This window comes from Pseudomonas sp. B40(2017) (genome assembly GCF_002112855.1).
Classification (GTDB): Bacteria; Pseudomonadota; Gammaproteobacteria; order Pseudomonadales; family Pseudomonadaceae; genus Aquipseudomonas; species Aquipseudomonas pharyngis.
The window spans coordinates 194518-220269 of sequence record NZ_NEIT01000001.1; the positions used below are offsets into that span (position 1 = coordinate 194518).

Sequence of the window (25752 nt, forward strand, 5' to 3'; positions counted from 1 at the left end):
CGGGGCATGCCTCTGTGCATCGCTCTCTGGGGGATTGATGGATCTTTGGACGGCCTTGCAGGCACTGATTCTAGGAGTTGTAGAGGGGCTGACGGAGTTTTTGCCCATTTCCAGTACAGGACACCAGATCATTGTTGCCGACTTGCTCGATTTCGGAGGCGAGCGGGCCATGGCGTTCAACATCATCATCCAGCTTGGTGCGATTCTCGCGGTGGTCTGGGAATTCCGGCGCAAGATTCTCGACGTGGTCATTGGCCTGCCGACCCAGCCGAGTGCGCGGCGTTTCACCGCCAACCTGCTGATCGCCTTCCTGCCCGCCGTGGTGCTGGGTGTGGTCTTCGCCGACTTGATTCACCACTACCTGTTCAACCCGATCACCGTGGCCGCCGCGCTGGTGGTGGGCGGCATCGTGATGTTGTGGGCCGAGCAGCGTCAGCATGAAGTGCACGCCGAAACGGTCGACGAGATTCGCTGGACGGATGCGCTGAAGATCGGCTTCGCCCAGTGCCTGGCGATGATCCCCGGCACTTCGCGCTCCGGCTCGACCATCATCGGCGGCCTGTTGTTCGGCCTGTCGCGCAAGACCGCCACCGAGTTCTCGTTCTTCCTGGCGATGCCGACCATGGTCGGTGCGGCGGTGTATTCGGGCTACAAGTATCGCGACCTGTTCGTACCGGCGGATTTCCCGGTATTCGCCATCGGTTTCGTCACCGCGTTCATCTTCGCCATGATCGCGGTGCGCGGCCTGCTCAAGTTCATCGGCAGCCATAGCTACGCGGCGTTTGCCTGGTACCGGATCGTCTTCGGTCTGGTGATTCTGGCAACGTGGCAGTTCGGCTGGGTCGACTGGACGGCAGCCAAGCCATGAGTGATTCCCGCGCACGCCGCCCGGATCGCGGTCCTTCCGGTGGCAATATCCAGCACTTGAAATTGAAACTGGTGGTGCTGCTGATCGTCTGCGCGCTGCCACTGTTCGGCTCGTTGTCGATGTGGCTGCGCGGGATTTCCCTGGTACCGCTGACGGCCTACGGGCTGGTCAGCGTGCTGGCGTTTTTCCTGTACTGGGCGGACAAGCGCAAGGCCCAGGCCGACGCCTGGCGCACACCGGAAAACATCCTGCACGCGGTGGAACTGGCGGGAGGCTGGCCGGGCGCGTTGATCGCCCAGCAGGTCTTCCGGCACAAGACGCGCAAGGTGTCGTTTCAGGTGTTGTTCTGGATGATTGTGGCTTTGCATCAGGTGTTCTGGATCGATCAGTTGTTTCTCGGTTCGAACCTCCTGGCGTTGTTCTAAAGCAGCAGCCCGACCTGCACGCGCTTGGGCAGCTTGCTCACCACCAGTTGATGGGAACGCTGCAGCAACCCTTGCAGTTCATCGGCGCCCAGCGGGTAGGGCGGGTGCATGATGATCCATTGCGCCCGGGCCAGATACGGCGCCGGGTGAATGCCCGGCCGGTCGCAATGACCAAGAAACAGGTCCTTGTCGACCTTGAACGCCAGCGAATCACCGCGCAGTCCCTGCAAGGCGAACATCTTGTTGCCGGCAATCGAAAACACTCGCACGCCACCCCATTTGTAGTCTTCCCTGGCACCGGGCAGGGCCAGGCAGAAGTCCGCGACATCCTGTTCGCTCATCTTTCCTTGTTTCATAACAGCCGTTCTCCACAGGCATTGAACGATTCGACCAGATGATCGATCCACGCGCGCACCGCCGGCATCACCCCGCGCCGATGCGGATACACCGCTTGCAGCCAGCCGCCGGGCAGTGACCAGTCCGGCAACAACTGCACCAGCGTGCCGTTGTTCAGTTCCGTTTCGCAATACATCATCGGCAGCAGGGTGAAACCCTGGCCGGCCAGCACACAGGCCTTGCGCACGATGAAATCGTCGATGCCCAGCCGGGCTTCCAGCGCCAGATCGCAACTCTTGCCGTGCTGATCGAGCAGGCGCACATGCACCATGCGATCGGCTTCCAGAGCGCCCAGCACCGGCAGGTTCTTCAGGTCCTGCGGATGATTGATTTCCACGCCCTGCATAAAGGAAGGGCTTGCGACCACCACCATCTGCGCCTGACGCAGGCGGCGGGTCACCAGCATCGGTTCTTCATCGCCGTGTTCGCGCACGCGCAGGGCCACGTCGATGCCTTCGGTGATCAGGTCGACCCGTCGATTGATCAGGGTGACTTCCAGCTGCACCTGAGGGTATTTGCCAAGGAAATTGCTGATCACCACCGGGAGCATTTCATGGGCCAGCCCCGTGGGGCTGGAAACCCGCAAGCGTCCGCGAGGCTCGCTGGACATGCTGGCCACTGTTTCATCGGCCATTTCCGCTTCCAGCAGCATGGCCTGACAGTGACGCAGATAGCGTTCGCCGACCGCCGTCAGCTTCAATTGGCGGGTGGTGCGTTGCAGCAAACGTGCGCCAAGGCGTTCTTCCAGCTCGGCGATGCGCCGCGACAGGCGTGACTTGGGAATGCCGAGCAAGCGGCCGGCGGCGGCGAAACCGCCAGCCTCGACCACTTTGGCGAAATAGTAGAGATCGTTGAGGTCTTGCATGGAGAAACCCGACTGTTCTATCAGTGGGACAAACTATCGCATTGTTGCCGTCTAATCAGCTATTGGTTTCGTCGGTAGGATTGTCTCCATTCCGTCGCCACCGGCGATTCATTCCAGGAGATTCCACATGAAACTGCTGCACATCGATTCGAGCATTCTGGGCGACAACTCCGCTTCCCGTCAGCTGAGCAGTCAAGTCACTAAAGCCTGGCAAGCCGCCGAGCCAAGCGCTGTCGTGACCTACCGCGATCTGGCCGCTGATGCCATCAGCCACTTCTCGTCGACCACCCTGGTTGCCGCCGGCACCACCGCTGAACTGCGCAACGCCGCACAACAGCACGAAGCCGAACTGAGCGCCACCACCCTGGCCGAATTCATCGCCGCTGACGCCATCGTCGTCGCTGCACCGATGTACAACTTCACCGTGCCGACCCAGCTCAAAGCCTGGATCGACCGCATCGCCGTCGCCGGCCAGACCTTCCGTTACACCGAAGCCGGCCCTGAAGGCCTGTGCGGCGGCAAGAAAGTAGTGATCGTTTCCACCGCTGGCGGCATCCACGCCGGTCAAGCTTCGGGCGTGGCGCACGAAGACTACCTGAAACTGGTCTTTGGCTTCCTCGGCATCACCGACATCGAAGTCGTGCGTGCCGAAGGCCTGGCCTACGGCGAAGAAGTGCGCAACAACGCCATGAGCGCCGCGCAAGCGAAGATCAGCGAGCAGCTGTTCGCCGCCGCGTAAGGCTTGCGTAAAGAACAGCTCCTGTTCAGGCAAATCTCCAAAAACTCTGTATTCTGGTTCCGCAAGGGCCAGATACGGAGTTTTTTGTTTCTGACTGTTACATAATCTGGCCCGGGTTATGCAGTCTGATGATCAACGTCTGAGTGCAACGCCGCGCCGGGTTACCGAATTTCGGAATTTCGGGCGTCGAACACAACGGATCTTTCGATTGAGTAACAACAGGGTGGGGCATCCCATGATGCGTCTTTGTGCAGCGTTACTGATTTGCCTGCTCGGCAGCCTGAATTCAGTGCACGCTGCGCCCGGGCAGCACCCGCGCTGGAGCGTCGGCTATCACGAGATGACATTCCTCGATCCGCTCGACCTGCAACCGATGCGCGCCATCGCGTTCTATCCCTCCAGCGACCGCGAACACCTGAGCCTGCTCGAAGGTTATTCGGTCGAGGCCGGCGAAGACACCAAAGTCGCCATCGGCCGTTTCCCCATGCTGATGCTCTCTCACGGCAACACCGGCACGCCGCTGGCGCTGCACGACCTGGCTACGTCACTGGCACGCAAGGGGTTCGTGGTGGTGGCGGTGATTCACCCCGGCGATAACTCCAAGGATCACAGCCGCCTCGGCACGTTGAGCAATCTCTACGGCCGGCCGATCCAGATTTCCGAAGCCATTACCGCCACGCTGGGCGACCGCATGCTCGCGCCGTACGTGAACGCCGAGCAGGTTGGCGTAATCGGCTATTCGGCGGGCGGCGAAACGGCGTTGATTCTGTCCGGCGCGCAGCCGGATCTGGATCGCCTGCGCCGCTACTGCCAGGAGCGCCCGGACGACCGCGACGCCTGCAACACCCAGGGCGAGCTGATTGTCGACCGCGACGATCTGCAACCGGTGGCCGATCCGCGCGTGCATGCGTTGCTGCTGATGGCGCCGCTGAGCCTGAAGTTTGGTCGTCACACTTTGGCTGATGTGCATGTGCCGGTGCTGCTCTACAGCGGTGATGGCGACAAACTGGTGGCCTTCGATAAAAACGCTGCGGCCCTGGCGCGCAAGCTGCCGACCGCACCCGACTTTAAATTGCTGGCCGGGGCAGGGCACTTCGTGTTCATGGCGCCATGCAATGAAGAGCAGATCCGGGCGATGCCGGCGCTGTGCACCGACGCGGACGGGGTCGATCGAGAAGACATCCACCGCAACCTGATTTCCGAGGCCGGACGGTTCTTCTCCCATGCCTTGGGCAGGCCGACCCGCGCGGGGATGCAGACGGCGGATCAGTGAGCGTTTACGCCATGGCCCGGCGCTTGAGCAGCAAGGTCAACGCCAGTCCGGTCACGGACAGCACGGCCGCACTGAAGAAAATCCACGAATAGCCCAGGTTCAACGCCACCGCGCCCATCAACGGGCCGGCAATCGCCAGCGCCAGATCGAAAAACACCGCATAAGCACTCAACCCGGCACCACGACTGGAGTTGGGCACCTGCTTGATCGCCTCGACGCCCAGCGCGGGGTATACCAGCGACAGGCCGAACCCGGCCAGACCGGCGCCGACCAAGGCATACGCGGTCGAGGGCGCCAGCCACAGCATGACCAGGCCGACAGTTTCGATGGTCATGCAGGCAATCGCCGAGGTGAATCCGCCAAAACGGCCGATGGCGGAAATGAACAGCAGCCGCGAAAGGATGAAACACACACCGAACACCGTCAGGCAATACGCAGCGCCGCTCCAGCCGCGATTGAGGTAATACAGGGTGATGAAGGTGGTCAGCGTGCCATAGCCAATCGACGCCAGGCTCAGACTGGCGCCGAACGGCGCAATCCGTCCGAGCACCGCCCAGAACGGCAGGCGTTCACCGCGTACCACCGGCACCGAGGGCTTATTGCGGATCAGCAGCAAGGCGCCGGCCGCGAGTAGCGACAGCGCAATGCCAAGGCTTTCGAAGCCGTAGTTGGCGACCATCACCACGCCCAACGGCGCGCCAATGGCAATCGCGCCATAGGACGCGATGCCGTTCCACGAAATCGAGCGCGCGGTGTGTTCGGCACCGACCTGGCCCATGCACCAACTGATGGTGCCGACGCCGATCAGGCCCTGGGCAATCCCCAGCAACAGGCGCCCGACAATCAGGATCGACAGGCTCAACAGCGGCAAGCTCTGCAACAGCGTCGAAACCAGCGTCAGCACACCGCTGAGCACAATCCCCGACAAACCATAAACAATCGCCCGTTTGGTGCCGATGGTGTCCGACATGCGCCCGGCCATTGGCCGGCTGAGCAGGGTAGCCAGGTATTGCGAACCGATCACCAGCCCCGCGATCACGGCACTGAAACCCAATTGTTCGTGCACGTAGCCGGGCAGCACCGCAATCGGCAGGCCGATGCAGAGGAAGGCAATAAAGGTATAGAAAACGATGGAGACGATCTGCAGGGTGATCGCCATGGAGCTTTGCGGTGGCTGTTGCTGCGCAGACATGAGGACTCGTTCGCGGGCGGCGGTGGGAGAGTCCGCATCATGGCGTGGCGCTGGATTAAAAGGAAGCAGGCTAACGATCTTTTCCTCGACGAAAAAAAAGCCCTGTCACAAGGACAGGGCTTTCTGTTTACCGCTCGATTCGACTTAGAACACCACGCCTTGGCTGCGCAGGTAGTCGTCGTAGGTGCCGCTGAAGTCGGTCACACCGTTCGGGCTCAGCTCGATGATGCGGGTGGCCAGGGACGATACGAACTCACGGTCGTGGCTGACGAAAATCAACGTGCCCGGGTAGTTTTCCAGCGCCAGGTTCAGCGCCTCGATCGATTCCATGTCCAGGTGGTTGGTCGGTTCGTCCATCACCAGCACGTTCGGCTTTTGCAGGATCAGCTTGCCGAACAGCATGCGACCTTGCTCACCACCGGAAATCACCTTCACCGACTTGAGGATTTCGTCGTTGGAGAACAGCATGCGACCCAGGGTGCCACGGATCACTTGCTCGCCCTGAGTCCACTGACCCATCCAGTCGAACAGGCTGACGTCGTCTTCGAAATCGTGGGCGTGGTCCTGAGCGTAGTAGCCCAGCTCCGCGCTTTCGGTCCACTTCACCGAACCTGCGTCCGGGGTCAGTTCGCCCATCAGCGTGCGCAGTAGGGTGGTCTTGCCGATACCGTTCGGGCCGATGATGGCTACGCGCTCGCCGGCTTCAACGGTGAAACTGAAGTTCTTGAACAGGGTCTTGCCGTCGAAGCCCTTGGACATCTGCTCGATGGTCACGGCCTGGCGGTGCAGCTTCTTGGTCTGTTCGAAACGGATGAACGGGCTCACGCGGCTCGATGGCTTGACTTCGGCCAGCTGGATCTTGTCGATCTGCTTGGCGCGGGAAGTGGCCTGCTTGGCTTTCGAGGCGTTGGCCGAGAAGCGGCTGACGAACGTTTGCAGTTCGGCAATCTGGGCTTTCTTCTTGGCGTTGTCCGACAGCAGTTGCTCGCGGGACTGAGTCGCCGCGGTCATGTACTCGTCGTAGTTGCCCGGGAACAGACGCAGCTCGCCGTAGTCCAGGTCGGCCATGTGGGTGCAGACGCTGTTCAGGAAGTGACGGTCGTGGGAAATGATGATCATGGTGCTGTTACGCGCCGTCAAAATCGTTTCCAGCCAGCGGATGGTGTTGATGTCCAGGTGGTTGGTCGGTTCGTCGAGCAGCAGCACTTCCGGATCGGAGAACAGTGCCTGAGCCAACAGAACGCGGAGTTTCCAGCCCGGCGCGACTTCGGTCATCGGGCCGAAATGCTGTTCCAGCGGAATACCCAGACCAAGCAGCAGTTCACCGGCGCGGGATTCGGCCGTATAGCCGTCCATCTCGGCGAACTCGGTTTCCAGCTCGGCCACGGCCATGCCGTCTTCTTCGCTCATTTCCGGCAGCGAGTAGATGCGATCGCGCTCGGCCTTGACCTTCCACAGCTCTTCGTGACCCATGATCACCGTGTCGATCACGGTGAATTCTTCGTAGGCGAACTGATCCTGGCGCAATTTACCCAGGCGTACATTCGGCTCCAGCATGACCTGGCCGCCGGACGGCTCGAGGTCGCCGCCGAGGATCTTCATGAAGGTCGACTTGCCGCAACCGTTGGCGCCGATCAGGCCGTAGCGGTTGCCGCCGTTGAATTTGACCGAAACGTTTTCAAACAGCGGCTTGGCGCCGAACTGCATGGTGATGTTAGCTGTAGAAATCAAAGGTTTTTCCTGCGAAGCGTGCTGAGTAGCGAGGGTGCAGCCGGAGCGCTTGGCCCGAGTCGAAGTGCGCTGAGGCGGGGCAATCCCGTCATCAACCAAGGGGGGCGCGTAAAGTTTGGCGGCGATTGTACTGGTCTGGCTCTTTAAACGATAGGGCGGTGACATTCCGATTGCCGTTTGGCGCAATCGCGAGACAGTTTTTCACAGATGAAGGTTCACTATTGGTTACAAACTGTGGCTAAAATGCCATCCATTCACCCAATGCCTTGTCCGGCATGGGCTCAAGGATGCGCCACCGGGACGTTTTTTTTGATTTCAGACCACTGCCACAGACCTTGGGCCACAGCCCGAAAGGCGCGCAGTTTGTTCACTTCTGACGTGTGACGATTTCCGTGAAACTCATCATTGCCGCTGTATATGTCATTTCCATTGCGTATGTTCACCTGCGCGGTCGCGTACGCCACAAACTCGGTCGTCAACTGAGCGATCACTCCTCGTTCCTGGCACCGATCAACTGCTTCCTTTATCTGTTCTCGAAAAAGCCCAACACGCCTTACCTTGATCCAAAGGACTTTCCCGATCTGACTCCGTTGCAGACCCACTGGGAAGAAATCCGTGAAGAAGGTCGTAACCTGCTGCGTGCCGGCGAGATCAAGCGCTCGAACCAGTACGACGACGTCGGTTTCAACTCGTTCTTCAAGACTGGCTGGAAGCGTTTCTACCTGAAGTGGTACGGCGACAGCCACCCGTCGGCGCTTCAACTGTGCCCGCGCACCACTGAGTTGGTGCAGAGCATCGGCTCAATCAAGGCTGCGATGTTTGCAGAATTGCCACCGGGCTCGAAACTGGTGCGTCACCGCGATCCGTACGCCGGTTCGTACCGCTATCACCTTGGCCTGGAAACGCCGAACGACGCCGGTTGCTACATCAACGTCGATGGCGAGAATTATCACTGGCGTGATGGCGAAGCGGTGATGTTCGACGAGACGTTCATTCATTACGCGGAAAACACCACCGACCACAACCGCATCATCCTGTTCTGTGACATCGAGCGCCCGATGAAGTATCGCTGGGCGGCGGCGTTCAACCGCTGGTTCAGCCGCACCGTGATGTCGGCGGCCGGTGCGCCGAACGATGCGGGTGACCGCACCGGTGGCATCAACCGCTTGTTTACCAAGATCTACAAGATTCGCCTGCGCGGCAAAGAGCTGAAAAAGCGCAATCGCAAACTCTACTACATGGAAAAGTGGGCGATTTTCGGCGGTCTGCTGGCGATCTTCATTCTGATCTGACGAATCGGGCGACTGTTGAAAGACGGTCGCCCGATTTCATTTTCACGACGCTTTTTTGGTTTTCTTCGCCGCTGTTGTCTTGCTGGCGGTCTTCTTCGCCGGTTTGGCCGGAGCTTTTCCGCCCAAGCTGCGCTTGAGCAGTTCGGTCAGGTCGATAACATCTGCGGTTTTGCGCTCTTCTTCTCCAGAGACGGTCTCAACGTCTTCGATCTTGCCTTCATGGGCCTTCTTGTCCACCAGCGCCATGATCTTGTCTTCGAACTCGTCGTTGTAATCCTCGGGCGTCCAGTCCGCTGTCATGTCTTCCACCAGCCGTTTGGCCATGTCCAGCTCGCCCTTGGCCAGTTGCGGCTTGGTCACTTCGCTGCCCAGCTCAAGTTCGTCCAGGCTGCGCACTTCCTGCGGCCAGCGCAACTTCACCAGCACCAGCGCCGACTCCAGAGGCATCAGCGCCGCCAAGTATTGGCGCGTATGTAAAACCACTCGGGCGAGGGCGACCTTCCGGGTTTTGCTCAGGGTTTCACGCAGCAAGGCGTAGACCTTGCCGCCGCGCTTGTCCGGAGCCAGGTAATAGGGCGTGTCGATGTTCTGCAGCGGGATCTGTTCACTGTCGACAAAGGCGAAGATATCGATGGTCTGGGTTGAAACCGGGTGTGCCGAGCGGATCTCTTCCTCGCTCAGCACCACATAGCGGCCTTTTTCGAACTGCACACCTTTGACGATGTGCTCCTTGGTGACTTCCTTGCCGGTGACCTTGTTGACCCGTTTATAGCCGACCGGGTCCATGCTGCGGCTGTCGAGCCAGTCGAAGTCGACGCCTTGGGATGACGTCGCCGAGACCAGCGCCACAGGGATGTGGACCAGACCGAAACTGATTGCGCCTTTCCAGATTGCCCGAGCCATGTGCTGTTCTCCGAGTGATGTTCGGGTGACCCGTGGCCCGGTGTAAAAGTTTCCGTTGTTTGCTGGGTGCCTCTAAACGTCAGGTCAAGCCGTGTTACATCTTGTTTAGCGGTGACGGGTTAACAAATGCGAACCCACGGCGTAGCGTGGACTCGAAGGCTCTAGTCCCTGCGCACCGAAAGAGGCCGTTCATGAACCGTTTCCTGCTTGGCATTGCGTTGCTCGCCCTCAGTGGCGGGCTGGTTCACGCCGATGGCGCAATAAGCCATACATCGCTGTTGCTGGCACAAAGTCCGACCGGCAACAGCAACAACCCCTACAACAGCCCGATCCGCCGGGCGAACCCCAACAGCATGCAGGGCACCCAGCCCGGCACTCCGCCCGTTCGCGGGCCGAACACGGTGCCGGTGCCACGGCCGCCGACCCTGGAAAATCGCGGTATCGGCAATGGTCAGCCGCTGCGCTCCGTGCCGAGCACGCCACCCACCTTCATCCCCAACCCTCCAGCCCGTGACAGCGGGAGCAACCGTTGAATGGCAGAACCGCTTCTGTCAGCCCTTCAAACGAACAAAAGGAATCGTGCATGTTGCGTAAAACCCTTCTGGCCGGCCTGTGTGCCAGTGCACTGATCGCCGCCCCGGCGCTCGCCGCCGCTCCCAAAGAGCTGCAAAGCGAGCAGGGCACCCTTGAAGTCACAACGATTACCCAGGGCCTCGAGCACCCATGGGCTCTGGCCTTCCTTCCTGATCGCCAGGGCATGCTGGTGACCGAACGTCCCGGCAACCTGCGCGTGGTGGATGCCGACGGCAAGCTGTCTGCGCCGATCACCGGTGTGCCAGACGTCTGGGCCAAGGGGCAGGGCGGATTGCTCGATGTGGTGCTGTCACCGGATTTCAAACAGGATCGCCTCGTTTACCTGTCGTACGCCGAGGGTGGCGGTGCGGGTGACAAGGCCGGAACGGCGGTGGGGCGCGGACGCCTGTCGGATGACCTGAAAACCCTGAAGGACTTCAACGTGATTTTCCGTCAGGAGCCGAAACTGTCGGTCGGAAATCACTTCGGCTCGCGGCTGGTGTTTGACCGGGACGGTTATCTGTTCATCACCCTGGGCGAGAACAACGACCGCCCGACCGCGCAGGACCTGGACAAGCTGCAAGGCAAGGTCGTGCGGATCTACCCCGACGGCAAGGTGCCGGACGACAATCCCTTTGTCGGCCAGTCCGGCGTGCGCCCGGAGATCTGGTCCTACGGCCACCGCAATCCCCAGGGCGCCGCACTCAATCCATGGACCGGCACCTTATGGGAAAACGAGCACGGCCCGCGCGGCGGCGATGAAGTGAACATCATCGAACGCGGCAAGAACTACGGCTGGCCGCTGGCGACCCACGGCATCAACTACTCCATGCAACCGATCCCGGAAGCCAAGGGCAAGACCGCCGAAGGCACGGTCGGGCCGCACCATGTCTGGGAAAAATCCCCGGGCGTCACCGGCATGGCGTTCTACGATGCCGACCGCTTCAAGCCGTGGCAGCACAATCTGTTCATCGGTGCGCTGGTGACGCAGGAGCTGATCCGCTTGCAATTCGACGGCGACAAGGTGGTGCATGAAGAACGCTTGCTGGGCGAACTGAAGCAACGGATTCGTGATGTACGCCAAGGGCCGGATGGTTACCTGTATGTGCTGACCGATGAGTCCGACGGTTCGCTGTACAAGATCGGACTCAAATGAACCCTTCACGCGGGTGAGCGAGCGTAGAGCACTACCGCCGCCCGCAACTTGCCACGACCGAAGCGGCACATCTTCTCGAACTCCCCATGGCTGACCGGCACGTGCTGGCAGTCCATGGGCTGACGATGCTGACTGTGATCGACATCCGGGTCGTGCAGGTAAACGAAGTCTTCATCGCAGTCGGTGACGATCACCCAGTGCGGCGACTTGGAACGGGTTAGCCGATAGCTGCTGATCAGCACCAAGGGTTGACCACCGTTGGCCAACAGCGCGGGTAAATCCAGCGCTACGCCAATGGATTGATCGACATCGGTGTCGTTCAGTTGCGCCATGAACTCGTCGTGGACCAGGCGCATGACGTCTTTTTTATGCGCATCGCGCACGCCGTCGAGAAACAGCGGCCCGGTCATGCTCAGTTGCAATCGCACTCTGAAACCCCGGCGCCAAGCCGCCAGAGCCAAGCCTTGCGGGCTGCAACCGCCATGGCCGGCCGTCATGAACACCGTGGTTGCCTCGCGCCACAACTGCAATTCCTCGCGCCGTTCCAGCAAGCGATCGGCCTTTAGCGCACCCATGGCCATCAGCAAGCAGGCCGGGCCGCAGGTGAAATCGGTGGTTTGTCGGTAATAGGGGACTTTGATGTTGCGCGAATCGTGGTGCTGGAGAATGCGTTTCTCCAGACGCAGCGCGTCGGCGTGATCCTCGTAGTAGTCATGGATCAGTGCAAAGCGCCGGTAGCCGTTACGCTCGTACAGGGCGATGGCGGCGGGGTTGTCGGTGCGCACTTCCAGCCGCAGATAGGCGCAGTCGTGCTCAAGCGCACAGGCCTCGATCCGTTGCAGCAATTGCTTGCCCAGACCACCGCCGCGCGCCTCGGGGGCAATCGCAATGGAATACAGACGGGCCAGCGAGGTGCCGCGATGAAACAGCACCAGCGCATAACCGGCCAGTTGGCCCTCACGTTCGGCCACCCACAATTGCCCGTGGGCCCGGGTGATCATCCATTGGAAACTGCGGCGGGTGAGCCGGTCCGTGGTGAAACAGTGCATCTCCAGCGTAAGCAACGCTGGCAAATCATCAACGACCGCCAGGCGAAAAACAGCATTCATATGACCACCGTAAAAGTTGCGTAACGAAACGGGACTTTCGAAAAACTTCGTGCTTAATAGAAAAGGTCTTGTTCTCCAACGGATCAATTTCTATGTCAGCGGTACAGGGTCATTGGCGCGAAGTATCCAGTCAAAGTTTGCCACCGGCAACTTATTTAAAACCGCAGATCAGAACTTCCAGTCAAGTGTTGATCATCGTCGAACGCAAGGAAGACTGGGCCTCGTACTTCCCCAGCGAAGACATCCTGACGGCCCAGGAATACCTTGAACAGCCACCCGACAGCGAGCCGGGAAAACGCGTACAGGTGATCAATCTGTGCCGCAGCTACAAGTACCTGGGCCACGGCTACTACTGCTCGCTGCTGGCTGAAGCCCGAGGGCACAAGGTGATTCCGTCGGTACGCACCATCAGCGAGCTGACCCGAAAATCCCTTTACGGTCTGGCGCTGGATGACCTGGATAAAACCCTGGAAAAAGCCCTCAGCCATCATCTCTACAGTGACACCGAAGGTTTTACGCTGACACTTTATTTCGGCAGAACCCATATCGAGCCGTTGCAGGATCTGGCCCGGCAATTGTTTGAAGTATTCCCGTGTCCGATTCTGTTAGTTGAGTTCCGTCGAACTAACGGCTGGCACATCGAAGGTATAAAATCCGGCGCCTTGCACAAGTTGCGAGAGGATCAGGAAGATCAGTTCGCCAATGCGCTGGACGGCTTCAGTCGCAAGATCTGGCGTGTACCGCGCTCGCCGCAAGTAGCGCGATATGACCTGGCGATCCTGCATGATCCGCAGGAAGCCTTGCCGCCATCCAACGCCCGCGCACTGGAAAACTTCGTGCGGGTCGGCAAAGGCATGGGCATCGATGTCGAGCTGATCGAACGCAAGGACTACGCAAGGCTGGCCGAGTACGACGGCCTGCTGATCCGCGAGACCACCAGCGTCGACAACCACACCTACCGCTTCGCCAAGAAGGCCGAAAGCGAAGGGCTGGTGGTGATGGACGACCCGACGTCGATCCTGCGCTGCACCAACAAGGTCTATCTCACTGACCTGCTCAACAGCCATCAACTGGGCATGCCCGCCACGGAAATTCTCTACAAGGAGCGACCCGAAGACTTCGAGCGGGTCGGCGAACGCCTCGGTTTTCCGTTGGTGCTGAAGATCCCGGATGGCTGTTTCTCCCGTGGCGTGATCAAGGTCGAGAGCCAGCAGGCTTTGCTGGAAGCCACCGCCGAGCTATTCGAACACTCGGTGCTGTTGCTGGCCCAGGAATTTTTCTACACCGAGTACGACTGGCGCATCGGCGTGCTCAACCGCAAACCGATCTTTGCCTGCCAGTACTTCATGTCCAAGGGCCATTGGCAGATCTACAACCACAAGGCCAAGGGTCAGGACGTCAACGGTGAATGTCGCACGCTGGCGATCCACGAGGCGCCGCGCGCGGTGGTGGAACTGGCGGTGAAGACCGCCAACCTGATCGGCGACGGCTTGTATGGCGTCGATCTGAAACAGGCCGGCGACAAAGTCGTGGTGATCGAGGTCAACGACAACCCGAACCTCGACGCGGGCATCGAAGACGCCTACCTGCAAGACGATCTGTATTCGCTGGTGCTGGAAGAATTCGTGCGCCGTCTCGAGCTCAAACGCCGCGGCCAGGCTTGGTGACCGGCCGATGATCAACAGCTTTGCACTCAATCACGGCGCCTTGCAGCGGGTCGAGCGGCTGGACGCCGAGGTGATGCTGTTCAGCGACCCCGACGCCGCCGAGCGCGACCTGCTCCACAGTCACTTCAAACTCGATGAACACGCGCTGGCCTCGGCGCTCGACCCGGACGAGGTGTCACGGATCGAGTTTCACCCCGATCACTTGTTCCTGATCTGGAAACGCCCCGAGAACTATTCCGGAGGCGGCAGCCTGGCATTCGAGGTGTCGTCCTGCGGCTTGCTGTTCTCGCCGGGCCAGTTGTTGGTCATCGCAACCGACGACACGCCGCTGCACGGTGTCGGCACCCGCCAGCCATTGAACACGCCGCTGGATGTGTTGCTGGATTTGCTGTTCAACAACATCCATCACTACCTCGGGCATCTGAAGGTGATCAAACTGGTCGCCCGGGAGTTGCAGCAGAAATTCAACGCCTCGATGCAGAACCAGCATCTGGTGCAAATGTTCAACCTCAGCGAAAGCCTGATCTATTACATCAACGCCCTGCACAGCAACGGCGCGGTGCTCACGCGGTTGCGCAATCACGCGGAAAAACAGCACTTCGGCAGCGAAGCCATCGGCCTGATCGACGACCTGATCATCGAAAACAACCAGTGCTACAAGCAGGCGGAAATCTATTCGACGGTGTTCTCCGGGCTGATCGACGCCCGTGGCAACCTGATGAACAACAGCATGAACAACCTGCTGCGCAAACTGACGCTGATCAACGTGGTATTCCTGCCGCTCAACCTGATCGCGAGCATTGGCGGCATGTCGGAATTCAGCATGATGACCGCCGGCACACCGTGGTGGGTGTCGTACCCGTTGTTCCTGGCGGCGATGCTGCTGGGGGCGGGCGGGATGCTGTTCGGGCTCAGGCGTCTGGCGAAGTGACCGGGGCCGAACGCTTGCGATCCTGCAGGCCCCGAACAACCAGGTACATCAGCGGCCCGATTGAAACAAATACCGCCGTCAGCAACAGATAAGGCACCACCGACCAGCCCGACTGCCCACGCTTGCGCGCGTCCTTGTACATCCAGACGCCCGCCAGGGTTGCCAGCAGATAGAGATCGATCACCACTTGTGCGGTGTCGGGCCGCGACATCAGGCTGATGCCGAAGTCGATCAGCGACTGTTCCGCCTGAAGCATCACGGAAACGGTGTAGCCGCTGAAGGCAATCAACGCGGTGAGGGGCAGGGCGATGGACATCAGGTATTCCTTCCTTGGGCAGATGAGTCGGAATTTCAAGTTGCGCAGCTATCAGCCGTTGGCAGTTGCCAACGGCGTTGAAGCGTTCAGGGCAGCAGTGGGCGTAGAAAGCTGCGCTCGTAGCTGATGATGAACTTCTTTTCGACCAGATCGGCCACCAGCGCCGTGCTTTCCGGGTCGGTCAGTGCAATGTGGCGATAACTTTCGTAATCTGCCAGCGACGGGAAACTGAACAGGCAATACGCGATATTGCTCGCGCCTTCCGAGGGCAGGAAGTAACCATGATGCGTTCCTCCCAGCCGTTCGACGATGCCGAGCCAGGTCTTGGCGTAGGCTTCGAATGCGTCCAACTGATAGGGATCAATCACGTATCTGACGTGGCAGGTAATCAAGGCTGCGGCTCCTTTGCAGATTATTCAGGTATTGCCACGCCAATCTTGTCCGAAGCCGACCAGATACGGAAACGCACTTCAACGTCCTGCGGTGCGTAAACCACGATCGGCAGCTTGCTGTTGTAGCGCACGGTGAAACCGTCACCGATCACCGGCACGAATACGCGTTTTTTCTGGGTGCCGGGCGGGCAGGCCATCAGCGTGCTCATCGGGCCGCTGACTTTTTCCAGGCGGTAGAACGGATAGCCCCAGCCTTCGAGGTTTTTCTCTTCGAGGGTGCCGCCCAGACGCTGGCGGTTGCAGTCGACTTCGAGGGTCTTGCCGGCGAGGATTTCGACTTTGAAGTTTTCTTCCTGGGCCTGTTGCGGCAGGTGGATCACTTGGCGCGTAAAGCCCGCTTCGGCCTTCGGATAAGGCGCGGTGTCCTCAAGTTTGGCGGCGTGGGTGAGGGTGGACAGGCTGGCGAGCATCAGGCCGGCCGTCGCGCGGACGGTGAAATTTCCCATTGAAGCCTCCTGGCGGGTGTACGTTGGTAGACGGGCATTCTCACTGTCACGGTCGATGAATGCAAACCGCCGACCGCTTGCAAATTGCAGTGCCTGCACGAGCGAATCTTGCATTTTGCAACTGGCCAGTGGCCTGCCTTTTTTCCAAGCCTTTGATTTGCAAGGAGGTGAATGCAACCTGATGAAAGGCACGCTTTATGCGTTGATTTGGTGCAGCGCACCGAGTTCGGGCGCCTACACTCCAATGGGCATTTCGCAGTACAGCCGCTTGTCACAACCCAAGGATTCAGCGGGGACACACCCGTGGGAACCGTGGCAACGGTCGACGTGAATACTTGATTGGCAGTCTCACAGTAAGGAGAGGTTTCGCCATGTTTCTGTCTGCCTTGGAACTCCGCAACATCATTGAAAGCAGCTTTCTACCGAAACGCTGCCAGTGCACGCTGTCCCCGGATCTGTCGATGACCGTCAAAGTGTATGGCGATCACCAGACCGATCAGGTTGAGCTGCAGGTGAGTGGCATCGATGCCAGTCATTTGAACAGCTGTCGCGAAATCAACGGCCTGATCGCCGGGTTGCGCTCGGATCTTGCGCTACAAACGGCAACCCAACATTCAGTGCCGCGATCCCGAGTCGTCTAACCGACTGTTTCACCCAGTTCGACCGTCACGCGCCGGGCCTGCAAGAAGCCAAGGCCCAGCGCGAACTCGACCAGCACCGCGAGCAGAATCCCGGGGCCGGCGTGGCCGTTGAGCCATTCAGCAAACCCCAGCACCGCCAGGCCAAAACAGCCGACGATAAAGCCGTTGCTCAGCGCATTGCGCGCGATCGACACCGGCGCGTTGCGCACCAGATAAAACATCACTCCCAACGCTGCAAACAGCACCGCGCTGCGCCGTGCGACGAATCCGGCTGCCTCCGAATACTCGATGCTCCAGATCGCCAGCAACATCTGTGGAGCCAGACCCCAGGCCAGAGAAAGCAGAAAACACAGACAGAAGGTGAGGGTCGACAACGTGCGAAACGACAACTGCATGGCGAATCCTTGCGGCAGTGAGGAGGGCCCCGAGCATACTCTTCGAGACCTGTGCTCGCCTACCGCAAAGCCGCAAATCAGAGCTTTCTGTCAGTTCTGGAAGCTGCAGGCGTCAGATAATTTCCGGTAACTGATTTCTTCCGGTTTACCGTTGTTGTCGAGGTATTTCATGTAGGCGGTGACGACCTTGCACTCCTGCGTCTGCGGCTCGGTCAGGGAAACCACTTTGGCGACATGCAGCGGCATGCCGTATTCATAGGGAACAGCCTTGGAGGTGTCATTGGCCTGGGCCAGCCCGGCAAACGCGGTGCAGGCGAGGGCGGTGGTGAGCAGGAACGGACGAATGTTCATGATGGACTCCGGTGCGACGGAAATTGAGTTCGGCAGATTGCCAGCCAAACCTGCCGCACTCGGCGTCAGCCAAGGGCTGAGGGTGTGCGGTTCAGTAGAGTTTTTGACCGCTGCGTTAAGCGATGGTTAACCGGGCTGAACGCCGGCTGTCTGGGCGGGGATTGTTTCGTGGGGGAGTCTCGGCGGATTCCTACAAGGGTGGATGCCTTGTCTGCTTTCGGGGGCTGGAGTGGGGCGGTTATGGTTTGGCGTCGCTGCAAAATCAGCGACTTAGGTTTGGTCACCTAAAATAACAGCCCTCACAAGTGTGCCATTATTCGCTCCGTGGACATCTATGTCCTCGAAGTGCATTGCAGTGGCGGCTGTGTGCAGGGTCGCCTTCGGGCGTGCTGAGTTGGGTTGTTCTCGGTTGACCAAGCCTGTACACAGTCCGCCTCCCCATCGTTTGGTCACGGTGTCGGCGGTTACTTACAACCTAATCGAGTAATCCTAATGCCAATACTGAAGCTAAGCTCCGCCCGCTACCTCCCGCTCAACAGCGGCGTCACTGACAGCGCACCGCTGGTCATCGACACCCAAGCCAACCCGAAAGACCTCTTCGAAGCCGCCGTGCAACGCATCCGCGCCGCTGCCGACCTGCTCGAAACCCTGCACTGCCTGTGCTTCAAACACGCCGATGTCCAGGACATTCCCCACATCACTCATGCGCTGTACCTGCTGACGCAGGATGGCAGTGACTTACTTCAGGTTGCCCAGCAGAAAATGTTGAACTGGCAGGCGCCGGTTTGAGGACCTGAAAGGCGGCCTGGCTTTCACGGGCAGAAGCATTATCTGCCCGTGATGCTGCTGGAGGTTTTCGGTGATTTAAAGGCGAGGCGCTTCCTCCGGGACTGGATCATGTATCAAATCAAAGATATCCGAACTACCTCGTATCAAGGGTCGTGGTAGACCACATGAGTTCGATCTTGTTTCCGGGGAGAAAATAGACATGCAATGTATCTTGTCCGGGCTTACGTTTTGGCAGGGGCAACAGTGCTCGATGTTTCTCAATTTTCATGCCCAGGTCCTCCTGAGCTTTTGACATGCTCAAGATCCAAACCAATTTGGCATTTTCTCCAGAGATATCCCAGCAGCAGGTGACGCCTCCGTTTCCACCCCAGTTATCATTTACCCAGTAGCTACCGACAGGTCTGTCCATGTAGTTATGAGACGTCAACGCTGCGCCCGGCACTCGGGTTTTGCTATAAATGAAAAGTATTAAAAATGGGATAGCAATGATAAGGATGGCGATTGCTAAGGCTCGGTTTTTCCATCTAAGTTGGTTCAAATTATTCAGGCTTAACGACATTGAAAATTTCCAAGACCCTTTTTCACGAATCGGCTTTTTAGGCATATTTGCTGATTCATTCAAACAGCGCCCTTATCACACCCCAAGCGGCAACTTTTCCTCGACATACCGCTCTTTCGCTTTGTCCACATCGACCAATTCGCCGGGAGCACGGGATCCATCAATTGCAGGCTGGCAAACAGGCAGAAGTCTGCCGGGCTGACTAGCCTTCTGCGCTCACTGTGTCCAAAAACCTAATTTTTCTGGATAGAAGGAAAGAGGTGGATGTGTAGCTTTCCATTCAGTAGCGTATTTTTTTGCTTCTTCAATTTGGGTGGAAGTCATCTTTTCTGCAATTGCAGGAAGCTTTGCTTCAACATAGGATTGGATATTTCCTCCGCCATCAAGTTCTTGAAGTTGTGATATCAACGCATAACCTTTTATTAGGTCAATTGGATATCCAACTTTGTCAGGAGTGTGAGCAACGTACGCCCCATAACTACTGACCCCATTTACATATCCGGTTTTGGCTGCTGCCTCCAACCAGTACCGAACGCCTTCAAGATCATTTCGCTCAGAAAGAATAGTGCTGTACTCCATCATCGCCTTGGGAAATCCACCTTCGGAGGCACTTTTCAATAATTCCTCTTCTGCGTCTTTACGCTTCCATGGCAATAAAAATGTGTCTTCGCCATCAGCGTAACGAGTGGCGAGTAACCATTGTCCAGGAGCATAGCCTGCTTTGGCTGCCTTCTTTAACCACTCTACGTTGGCTGTCGCATTATACAAGACCACCATTGCTTCGCCGCTACCGTTCAACGCCAGTGGCTCTGCTGTTTTTATCAGCAGTTCATGCCAGTCACTGGGTTTTTTAGTACCTACAGGACACTGATTTATAACGGAGCATAGATCTCCAGTGGTGGTAGCAAGTTTGAACATCGCATAATAGTTACCTTGGGATGCTGAGGCTTCGTACCATTTTTGCGACTCGGTTGTCATTCGCTGCTTTTGTAGACGCAGCTCTTCGCCTAAATAAAATTGAGCTTCCGCATCGCCAGCTTCTGCTGCAATACGTAATTCGGGTTCGGCTGTTTTATATTGATTGAATAGTGCAATTCCGCGCTTTTTCGCGGCTTCTTGATCAGGAGTGAGCTGTGCGAAAGCGTAGGTTGAAAATATTAATGCAATCAACGCCATGGCTTTTATTGGTGTGCGGAACATCTTGCTTCGTCCTTCTGCGTATTGCATCCTCTTAACTGTTTTTTCACATGTGACAAAAGTCTTTCTTGAAATTTAGCGCGATGACGTGAGTGGTTCAATTTTGTGTAGTTCCCCACGCCAGTAAATATAGTAGTTCCAAGTGCTGTCTTTAAACGTAATTAAGGGGGGTGACCATATTAGTCACCTAACTTATCAGGGAAAAAAGAGAGCGGCGGATGTGTGGCTTTCCACTTTTGTGCGAATACTTTTGCTTCCGCTATTTGCGTTTGCGTCATTTTTGCAGCGATTTTAGGAAGCTTATCATTGACGTTGGCATCCATGCCGCCTCCGCCATCAAGTTCTTTCAATAAATAAATCAAGGCGTACCCTTTGATGATGTCATAAGGGAAGCCATACGTATCAGGCTCATGGGCCAGGTCTGATCCATACCCGTACACCGTAGTGGCGAAGCCAATTGAGGCAGCTTGTTCGTTCCAATATCGAAAACTTTCCATGTCACCCTTCTCGAAAAGAATGGCAGCGTACTCCATCATTCCCTTGGGATTACCTCCAAGAGCAGACGCCTTTGCCCAGTTCTCGACAGCTTCCGACCGTTTCCAAGGCAACAAAAAAGATCCATTACCTTCTTTATATCGAATAGCAAGCAGCCATTGACCTTGAGCAAAACCAGACTCTGCAGATTTTTTTAACCAATCCAACTGGCCAGTCGCCAAATACATGACATAAGCGGACTCAGCGTCACCTTTTTCAGATTTGGATGTTGCCAGCTCTTTAACCGTATCCAACCACTCTGCTGAAGTTTTTTGCCCGGAAGGGCAGTTTTTCATCGTCGCACAGAGATCATTATCCGAGCGGGCGAGCCTAAGCATGGCGTAAAGATCACCCTGTGCACTTGCTGCTTCCAACCATTTTTTTGCCTCAGGTGTAATGTATTTGCTTCTTCGTCGGAGTTCTTCAGCTAAGTAAAATTGTGCTTCAGTATCACCTGCTTCTGCAGCAATTCGCAGCTCCGCTTCTGCAGGTTTATATTGACTGAAAAGAACTAATCCTTTGCTTTTCGATTCTTTCTGTAAGTGTGATATTTCGGCGATTGCAAAATTGCCAAATGGAGCGAAAAATAATGCCAAGCTGAGAGCTATAAGGCTATCTAAAAATAATAACCTAAATGGTGTGGTGAAGTTGGTTGTTGATCGGCCAGTGTAATCCAAAATCAGAAACCTAATTTTTCCGGATAGAAGGACAGAGGAGGGTGCGTGGACTTCCATTCGGCTGCATATTCTTCAGCTTCTTTAATTTGGGATGTGGTCATTTTTTCTTCAATTTGTGGAAGTATCTCTTCAATGTCTGCTTGCGTCGTACCGCTGCCCAGTTCTTTAAGAAGGGAGATTAGTGCGTGCCCTTTCACTTTATCTTCCTTGAATCCGAGCGCCTCGGAGTCCACAGCTAAAAAATATCCATAATTGTAGAGACCAGCTTCATAACCTATCGATGCGGCGCGCTCCACCCAATAACGAGCTTGATCGAGTTCGCCCTTTTCTCGGTATATTCCAAAGAGCTGCATCATCGCTTTGGGATTGCCAGATTTCGCAGAAAGCAGAAACCATTGCTCAACTGACTCTTGGCGCTTCCAAGGGAGCATAAGGCCCTCGCCTTGTCTATCACCAATAGCCATTCGATATTGCGCTGTCGCATCGCCTGCAAGTGCTGATCTTTTTAACCAATCTCGGTCAGCGGTTAGTTCATACATTATATAAAGCGCTTCTGCGTCGCCATGATTAGATTTTTCTTTTGCTATCTTTTGCGCTTCGGCCAACCATTCTTCTGGTTTTTTTATTCCTGTTGGGCAGTTTTTCATCTTCACGCATAAGTCACTACTGCTTCGACCTATTCGGATCATGGAGTAGAAGTCGCCTTGTTTAGCAGCGGCCTCGTACCACTTATACGCTTCATCTGAGATGTATTGGTTTTCTTGCCGAATTTCCTCAGCCAAAAAAAACTGAGCTTCACGGTCGCCAGCTTCCGCAGCTATTCTTAGTTCGGGGGCTGCGGGTTTATACTGATTGAACAATATAATTCCGCGTTCCTTTGCGTTTTGCTGCTGCACATTAAGTGTCGCAGAAGCAAATATTGGAAAGGCGACGAAGGTTAGCGCAATTATTGCTTTAATTACTGTCATTGCTATCGCTCAGTGTTGTTTTTCCGGGCCGTTGTATGTTGCTCTTCCACCGGGCAGATATGTTCGGCCATAATATGTGGAGCGTTGGCAGAATCCGTCAAGTCGCGCACCAAGTTCGGAAACATGCTTTTTGTATCTCGCTCTCATTTGATCGTTTCTCTGGTCTGTAAGGCGAAGCACCGCCTCCGACATGAAATTATCCATCGCCAAGCGCTGCTCACAGTAACTTTGGCCCTTATCCGGATTTTTTGCTCCGAAAGTGTTCATGCTTATACAAGCTTCTTCAAACTGTGCTTGGGCTTGTGTCAGTGTGTTTGTTTCTTTGGCGTTTTTTAGAATCCATCCAAGAATTCTCTCGATGGCTTGCTGTTGAATCAAATGCGCCTGCTCTCTGTCGTACGTATATTTTTTCTCACGAGTCGCGCCATCTGCCGAGACGTCCGTAATGGTCGAACTATTAGCGCTAGAAATCAACGTCATTAACATCGGTCCAAGTGCATTGGGAGTTGCATTCAAAAACCATTTCTCCAACTCAGCCTGGTTGCGATAAGTTATGATCGTGTGGGCGATAGTAGCCCCTTTACCACCCGCCGTTAATACTTCGTACAAGGACATTGCGATGTCAATTCCTTGCATATAAGTCATAGCGACTTGCATGCCAGAAGCACCTAAAAAATTTAATACATCGATGTATTCGGCTGCATCATTTTCGATGAAAATTAAAGATTTATTTTGGTTTTTGTGCATCTCACGACGCAGCAGGTTAATCAGGTCAGTAACGCCGTCATACCCGACTTCAAACTGGAATTCGCCGCCGGCACCTGTGCCGACAATGAGAGAGGCCTTGAACCGCATGATGAAGCGGCCTTCGTGCAAGGAAATTCCAATGTCCGCGTTTGCACCGAGGCCGTAAGCGGCAGTAAGTCCAGCTGTCAGTCTCGCTAAACTCGACCATTGGCTGGCTTTCGTGCTGTTGACGCTGTTACTCATTCCCGGTGTTGGCGCTGCGCGCAGGGCTGCAATGTCTTTTGGTGGTGCCCAGTTCAAGGCACCGGTCAGCAGAATCCCGGCTTGCACCCCAGCAAAAAGATTGAATTGGGCTTTAGCGCCGTCTTCCACCCGAACCTTGGCAGCGTCGCCCTCAAGTACAGGTTCACTTCGCGCGGTTGCGGCAGTCGCATTGGTGGTATCCGCGCGTTTTGCATCGGTGATTTCCGGAAGGTTGAGCCCGCCTTGTACGTTCGCGCGGCCCAACTGCACGCTGGAAGAAAGGAGGAGGGTTGCACCCGTATACCCCCAGGCTCTAGCGCCCAAGTGAATCGAGAACCGACCCAGGTTCAGATTTTTGCGGTTTTTCTCATAATCCAGGTAAGGCACTAGGATGTCTTTCGCTTGATCTCTCCCCGGAAGATCCATTTTCATCAATTCAACCTCACCGCGAGCGAGGTCGATTCCCAGACTTGCTTCGGCTTTGGCGGAGGCTTTGAAATTATCCGCAACGCTGAAGCTTGGGCCGCTGACTTTGGTAGCGGTGTGAATTGATGACTGCGGTGGGGTGAGGCAGCGAACCAGTTGAGCTTGAGGGCTGTTGTCGAACAGACGCAACGAGCTTCTGACTTCTTCCTTAAAAAGCAACTGACGAAGACGGAGCCCCCAGTCTTTGCGCGCCCCCGCATCCTCAAACGTTTCGACCTTGTAGTTCTTTGACTTCAAGTAAGAGTGGAACATCTCAACGTCAAACCAGCCTTTTTCATCAAACCAGTCGCTCTGTTGGTCCTTGATGGCCAAAGCGCCTTGTTCACGAAGCCATTCATGGAAGGGGTTGTCGTCAGAGTCCGACTCTGCCTTTCCGTTGCTGTTACCTGGAAGTTTCTGCAAGTCCTTGCTTGCAGCGGCACCGATTTCGCTTGCGTCTTTTTTCAGCACCTTTGTGATGCCTTCAAGATTGAGCAAGCTCAAGTGTTTGACTGGACTGTTGGGGCTATTGAAAAGCGCGACTTCGCGCAAAGGAAATCCTGCCTTGACCAAGCGCTCTTCCGGTTTCGGTTGAAACTGCTCGGGCTCCCATAACAGGTGACGTAATGGCAAGGCAGCAGCCACTGCTGCCTCGGCGTCTTCACGAAGCTTCAGACGAGCTTGCTGGATACGCTGCCATTCTGCTTGCTCCGCTTCAACGATACCTGTAGGTGCCGCGACGTTCTGCCCGCTCGCGTCAATCCAGGCTTTATATTTCGAACGGATCTGCTCGGTGAGCTTGATCTGTTGCTGTTCCATCTCAAGGTAAGCCTTGAATTTCTCGATGCCTGCACTGATATCGCCAGTGTCGGGAATGAGTGCAAACTCCGGCAGGGCCAAACCGTAGTCAGCAACTTTCAAGATCGAATCAATATACGCGGCGAAGTCTTTTTCGACTTTCTTGCGCTCGTTGGCGACTTCCTTCAAATAGCCACACATCCGGGCTTTGCCATCGATTACGCAGTTAGTCGCGTCCAGATAGGCTTTTTTGTTTTTTTGGAAGTCTTCTTCTTTCAGAGTCGTCAGCTTGCCACTGGAGGTGAGTGCCGAACGTGCCTTCAGATAGGTCTGTACACGACTTCTCGCTTCGAGTGCTCCCGGAGAAAACAGGTTGCCACTTTCGTAGGTGTAGCCTGCTACTTTGGCTTGCGCGACGGCGATGTTTTTCAGCTTCTTCCATTCGCTGTAGAGCCGCTGCAGTTTCTGCCCATCAGAGTTGGCTTCAAGCAGACTCGCTTGTTGTTGATTGGCAAGTTCCCGATTGCGAGCGTATTCGCTCTGGTCCGGTTGCTTGTCCAGCGCCGCACTATTGCGGGCTTCTCGGCTGACAGCCTTCAAGCGCATAGCCATCGTGGGTTGCGCGATATCCGGCTCCTGAGCTTCGATTTCCAGCATTCGGCTTTTTTGCTCGCCTTGCAGGAAGTTAGTCAGCTTTGGCTCAAGGAAGTATTCCAGCAGCCCTGCGGTGTTCATCCCCTTGAGCCGTTCTTCTGGAGACTTGCTTACGCTGATATGTTGTTCAAGTTCATTCATCGCTTCTTTGATCGAGCTGGCAGCACGTTCTGGCAATAGATAGAACATTTTTTCCTTGGTGGCGTAAATCACCTCACCATAGGACGTCGAGCAAGGTGTCTTTACCTTGTCGAACGCGTTGGAACAACTGTCAGGCGCTTTGGGCTGCGGATCAAGCTCCAGCGCTGGCTTGCTTTCAACCGCTGCTGTTTGGGTCGATGCATTTGCAGTTGGACCGTTGAGATTTTCCTTGGGGGCTTTCGAAATACCAGTTTCCATT

General features: G+C 56.4%; 28 protein-coding genes. 12 read left to right on the forward strand and 16 right to left on the reverse strand.

The annotated features are described in order from the left end of the window. The first annotated feature begins 37 nt into the window (after window positions 1-37). The gene (locus CAF76_RS00865) at window positions 38-868 is read left to right on the forward strand and encodes an undecaprenyl-diphosphate phosphatase (protein WP_039768199.1); all 831 of its coding nucleotides are present in this window, start codon (window positions 38-40) and stop codon (window positions 866-868) included. After that, entirely contained in the window at window positions 865-1293 is a 429-nt protein-coding gene (locus CAF76_RS00870; protein WP_085646492.1) for a DUF1294 domain-containing protein, read from the forward strand. The genes CAF76_RS00865 and CAF76_RS00870 overlap by 4 nt, the downstream gene beginning before the upstream one ends. Here the strand turns inward: CAF76_RS00870 and CAF76_RS00875 are convergent. Further along, window positions 1290-1649 (reverse strand): MmcQ/YjbR family DNA-binding protein, encoded by a 360-nt coding sequence (locus CAF76_RS00875; protein ID WP_085646493.1) that lies wholly within the window; start codon window positions 1647-1649, stop codon window positions 1290-1292. The two genes, CAF76_RS00870 and CAF76_RS00875, sit on opposite strands and share 4 nt — an antisense overlap. Next, window positions 1646-2554, reverse strand: a complete 909-nt coding sequence (locus tag CAF76_RS00880) for a LysR substrate-binding domain-containing protein (protein WP_064596388.1) — start codon at window positions 2552-2554, stop codon at window positions 1646-1648. The genes CAF76_RS00875 and CAF76_RS00880 overlap by 4 nt, the downstream gene beginning before the upstream one ends. Before the next feature lie 127 nt (window positions 2555-2681). Here CAF76_RS00880 and CAF76_RS00885 point away from each other — a divergent pair, with 127 nt between their 5' ends. Together CAF76_RS00885 and CAF76_RS00890 are read left to right on the forward strand one after the other, a co-directional pair. Next, window positions 2682-3293: an FMN-dependent NADH-azoreductase gene (locus CAF76_RS00885; RefSeq protein ID WP_039768205.1), complete on the forward strand. Its 612-nt coding sequence runs from the start codon at window positions 2682-2684 to the stop codon at window positions 3291-3293. A 235-nt stretch (window positions 3294-3528) separates the two neighbouring features. Continuing rightward, window positions 3529-4566 carry a dienelactone hydrolase gene (locus CAF76_RS00890; protein ID WP_011334022.1) on the forward strand — a complete coding sequence of 346 codons (1038 nt, stop codon included), beginning with the start codon at window positions 3529-3531 and terminating at the stop codon, window positions 4564-4566. Between the two features lie 4 nt (window positions 4567-4570). Here the strand turns inward: CAF76_RS00890 and CAF76_RS00895 are convergent, their stop codons facing one another. Continuing rightward, window positions 4571-5758, reverse strand: coding sequence for an MFS transporter (locus CAF76_RS00895; RefSeq protein WP_085646494.1), 1188 nt, complete (start codon window positions 5756-5758; stop codon window positions 4571-4573). 144 nt (window positions 5759-5902) lie between these two features. Next, the gene (locus tag CAF76_RS00900) at window positions 5903-7489 is read right to left on the reverse strand and encodes an ABC-F family ATPase (RefSeq protein WP_039768209.1); all 1587 of its coding nucleotides are present in this window, start codon (window positions 7487-7489) and stop codon (window positions 5903-5905) included. Between the two features lie 392 nt (window positions 7490-7881). On the opposite strand from CAF76_RS00900, the gene lpxO reads away from it, so the two are divergent. After that, window positions 7882-8781 (forward strand): lipid A hydroxylase LpxO, encoded by a 900-nt coding sequence (lpxO, locus tag CAF76_RS00905; RefSeq protein WP_085646852.1) that lies wholly within the window; start codon window positions 7882-7884, stop codon window positions 8779-8781. Window positions 8782-8823: 42 nt separating this feature from the next. Here lpxO and CAF76_RS00910 read toward each other — a convergent pair whose 3' ends face one another. Next, complete coding sequence (locus tag CAF76_RS00910) at window positions 8824-9684, reverse strand: Ku protein (RefSeq protein ID WP_064596394.1); 861 nt, start codon at window positions 9682-9684, stop codon at window positions 8824-8826. Between the two features lie 191 nt (window positions 9685-9875). Here CAF76_RS00910 and CAF76_RS00915 point away from each other — a divergent pair, with 191 nt between their 5' ends. Both CAF76_RS00915 and CAF76_RS00920 read left to right on the forward strand, forming a co-directional pair. Next, window positions 9876-10217 (forward strand): hypothetical protein, encoded by a 342-nt coding sequence (locus CAF76_RS00915; protein WP_085646495.1) that lies wholly within the window; start codon window positions 9876-9878, stop codon window positions 10215-10217. Between the two features lie 50 nt (window positions 10218-10267). Next, on the forward strand, window positions 10268-11413 hold the full coding sequence (locus tag CAF76_RS00920) for a PQQ-dependent sugar dehydrogenase (RefSeq protein ID WP_085646496.1): 1146 nt from the start codon (window positions 10268-10270) through the stop codon (window positions 11411-11413). Between the two features lie 5 nt (window positions 11414-11418). Here the strand turns inward: CAF76_RS00920 and CAF76_RS00925 are convergent, their stop codons facing one another. Next, window positions 11419-12522: a GNAT family N-acetyltransferase/peptidase C39 family protein gene (locus tag CAF76_RS00925; protein ID WP_085646497.1), complete on the reverse strand. Its 1104-nt coding sequence runs from the start codon at window positions 12520-12522 to the stop codon at window positions 11419-11421. 92 nt (window positions 12523-12614) lie between these two features. Here CAF76_RS00925 and CAF76_RS00930 point away from each other — a divergent pair, with 92 nt between their 5' ends. Continuing rightward, entirely contained in the window at window positions 12615-14189 is a 1575-nt protein-coding gene (locus CAF76_RS00930) for a RimK family protein (protein ID WP_085646498.1), read from the forward strand. A 7-nt stretch (window positions 14190-14196) separates the two neighbouring features. After that, window positions 14197-15120, forward strand: a complete 924-nt coding sequence (locus tag CAF76_RS00935) for a magnesium transporter CorA family protein (RefSeq protein WP_064381745.1) — start codon at window positions 14197-14199, stop codon at window positions 15118-15120. On the opposite strand, the gene CAF76_RS00940 is transcribed toward CAF76_RS00935, so the two are convergent. The 3 genes from CAF76_RS00940 to eco form a co-directional block, all read right to left on the reverse strand. Beyond that, entirely contained in the window at window positions 15101-15439 is a 339-nt protein-coding gene (locus CAF76_RS00940) for a DUF2834 domain-containing protein (RefSeq protein WP_085646853.1), read from the reverse strand. The two genes, CAF76_RS00935 and CAF76_RS00940, sit on opposite strands and share 20 nt — an antisense overlap. Before the next feature lie 83 nt (window positions 15440-15522). Beyond that, a complete protein-coding gene (locus CAF76_RS00945) occupies window positions 15523-15828 on the reverse strand; it encodes an NIPSNAP family protein (protein ID WP_039768220.1) in 306 nt (101 codons plus the stop codon). A gap of 20 nt (window positions 15829-15848) precedes the next feature. After that, window positions 15849-16334: a serine protease inhibitor ecotin gene (gene eco, locus CAF76_RS00950; protein ID WP_064596407.1), complete on the reverse strand. Its 486-nt coding sequence runs from the start codon at window positions 16332-16334 to the stop codon at window positions 15849-15851. A 371-nt stretch (window positions 16335-16705) separates the two neighbouring features. Between eco and CAF76_RS00955 the strand changes: the two genes are divergently transcribed. Beyond that, window positions 16706-16975: a DUF1652 domain-containing protein gene (locus CAF76_RS00955; RefSeq protein ID WP_011334036.1), complete on the forward strand. Its 270-nt coding sequence runs from the start codon at window positions 16706-16708 to the stop codon at window positions 16973-16975. On the opposite strand, the gene CAF76_RS00960 is transcribed toward CAF76_RS00955, so the two are convergent. Together CAF76_RS00960 and CAF76_RS00965 are read right to left on the reverse strand one after the other, a co-directional pair. Further along, window positions 16972-17370 carry a hypothetical protein gene (locus tag CAF76_RS00960; protein WP_064596409.1) on the reverse strand — a complete coding sequence of 133 codons (399 nt, stop codon included), beginning with the start codon at window positions 17368-17370 and terminating at the stop codon, window positions 16972-16974. The two genes, CAF76_RS00955 and CAF76_RS00960, sit on opposite strands and share 4 nt — an antisense overlap. Window positions 17371-17460: 90 nt before the next feature. Continuing rightward, window positions 17461-17721, reverse strand: a complete 261-nt coding sequence (locus CAF76_RS00965) for a DUF2790 domain-containing protein (protein ID WP_085646499.1) — start codon at window positions 17719-17721, stop codon at window positions 17461-17463. On the opposite strand from CAF76_RS00965, the gene CAF76_RS28635 reads away from it, so the two are divergent. Next, window positions 17714-17851: a hypothetical protein gene (locus CAF76_RS28635; protein ID WP_158090455.1), complete on the forward strand. Its 138-nt coding sequence runs from the start codon at window positions 17714-17716 to the stop codon at window positions 17849-17851. The two genes, CAF76_RS00965 and CAF76_RS28635, sit on opposite strands and share 8 nt — an antisense overlap. 362 nt (window positions 17852-18213) lie before the next feature. Then, window positions 18214-18510: a hypothetical protein gene (locus tag CAF76_RS00975; protein ID WP_025109577.1), complete on the forward strand. Its 297-nt coding sequence runs from the start codon at window positions 18214-18216 to the stop codon at window positions 18508-18510. A gap of 133 nt (window positions 18511-18643) precedes the next feature. Here CAF76_RS00975 and CAF76_RS00980 read toward each other — a convergent pair whose 3' ends face one another. The 5 genes from CAF76_RS00980 to CAF76_RS01000 all read right to left on the reverse strand — a co-directional run bounded on the left by CAF76_RS00980 (window position 18644) and on the right by CAF76_RS01000 (window position 25751). After that, window positions 18644-19132, reverse strand: coding sequence for a DUF3304 domain-containing protein (locus CAF76_RS00980; protein ID WP_143491790.1), 489 nt, complete (start codon window positions 19130-19132; stop codon window positions 18644-18646). A 153-nt stretch (window positions 19133-19285) separates the two neighbouring features. Further along, window positions 19286-20269 (reverse strand): tetratricopeptide repeat protein, encoded by a 984-nt coding sequence (locus CAF76_RS00985; RefSeq protein WP_085646501.1) that lies wholly within the window; start codon window positions 20267-20269, stop codon window positions 19286-19288. A gap of 176 nt (window positions 20270-20445) precedes the next feature. Further along, window positions 20446-21477 carry a tetratricopeptide repeat protein gene (locus CAF76_RS00990; protein WP_256579574.1) on the reverse strand — a complete coding sequence of 344 codons (1032 nt, stop codon included), beginning with the start codon at window positions 21475-21477 and terminating at the stop codon, window positions 20446-20448. Window positions 21478-21479: 2 nt separating this feature from the next. Continuing rightward, window positions 21480-22445, reverse strand: a complete 966-nt coding sequence (locus CAF76_RS00995) for a tetratricopeptide repeat protein (RefSeq protein ID WP_085646502.1) — start codon at window positions 22443-22445, stop codon at window positions 21480-21482. A gap of 9 nt (window positions 22446-22454) precedes the next feature. After that, window positions 22455-25751 carry a hypothetical protein gene (locus tag CAF76_RS01000; RefSeq protein WP_256579575.1) on the reverse strand — a complete coding sequence of 1099 codons (3297 nt, stop codon included), beginning with the start codon at window positions 25749-25751 and terminating at the stop codon, window positions 22455-22457. Window position 25752 lies beyond the last annotated feature (1 nt).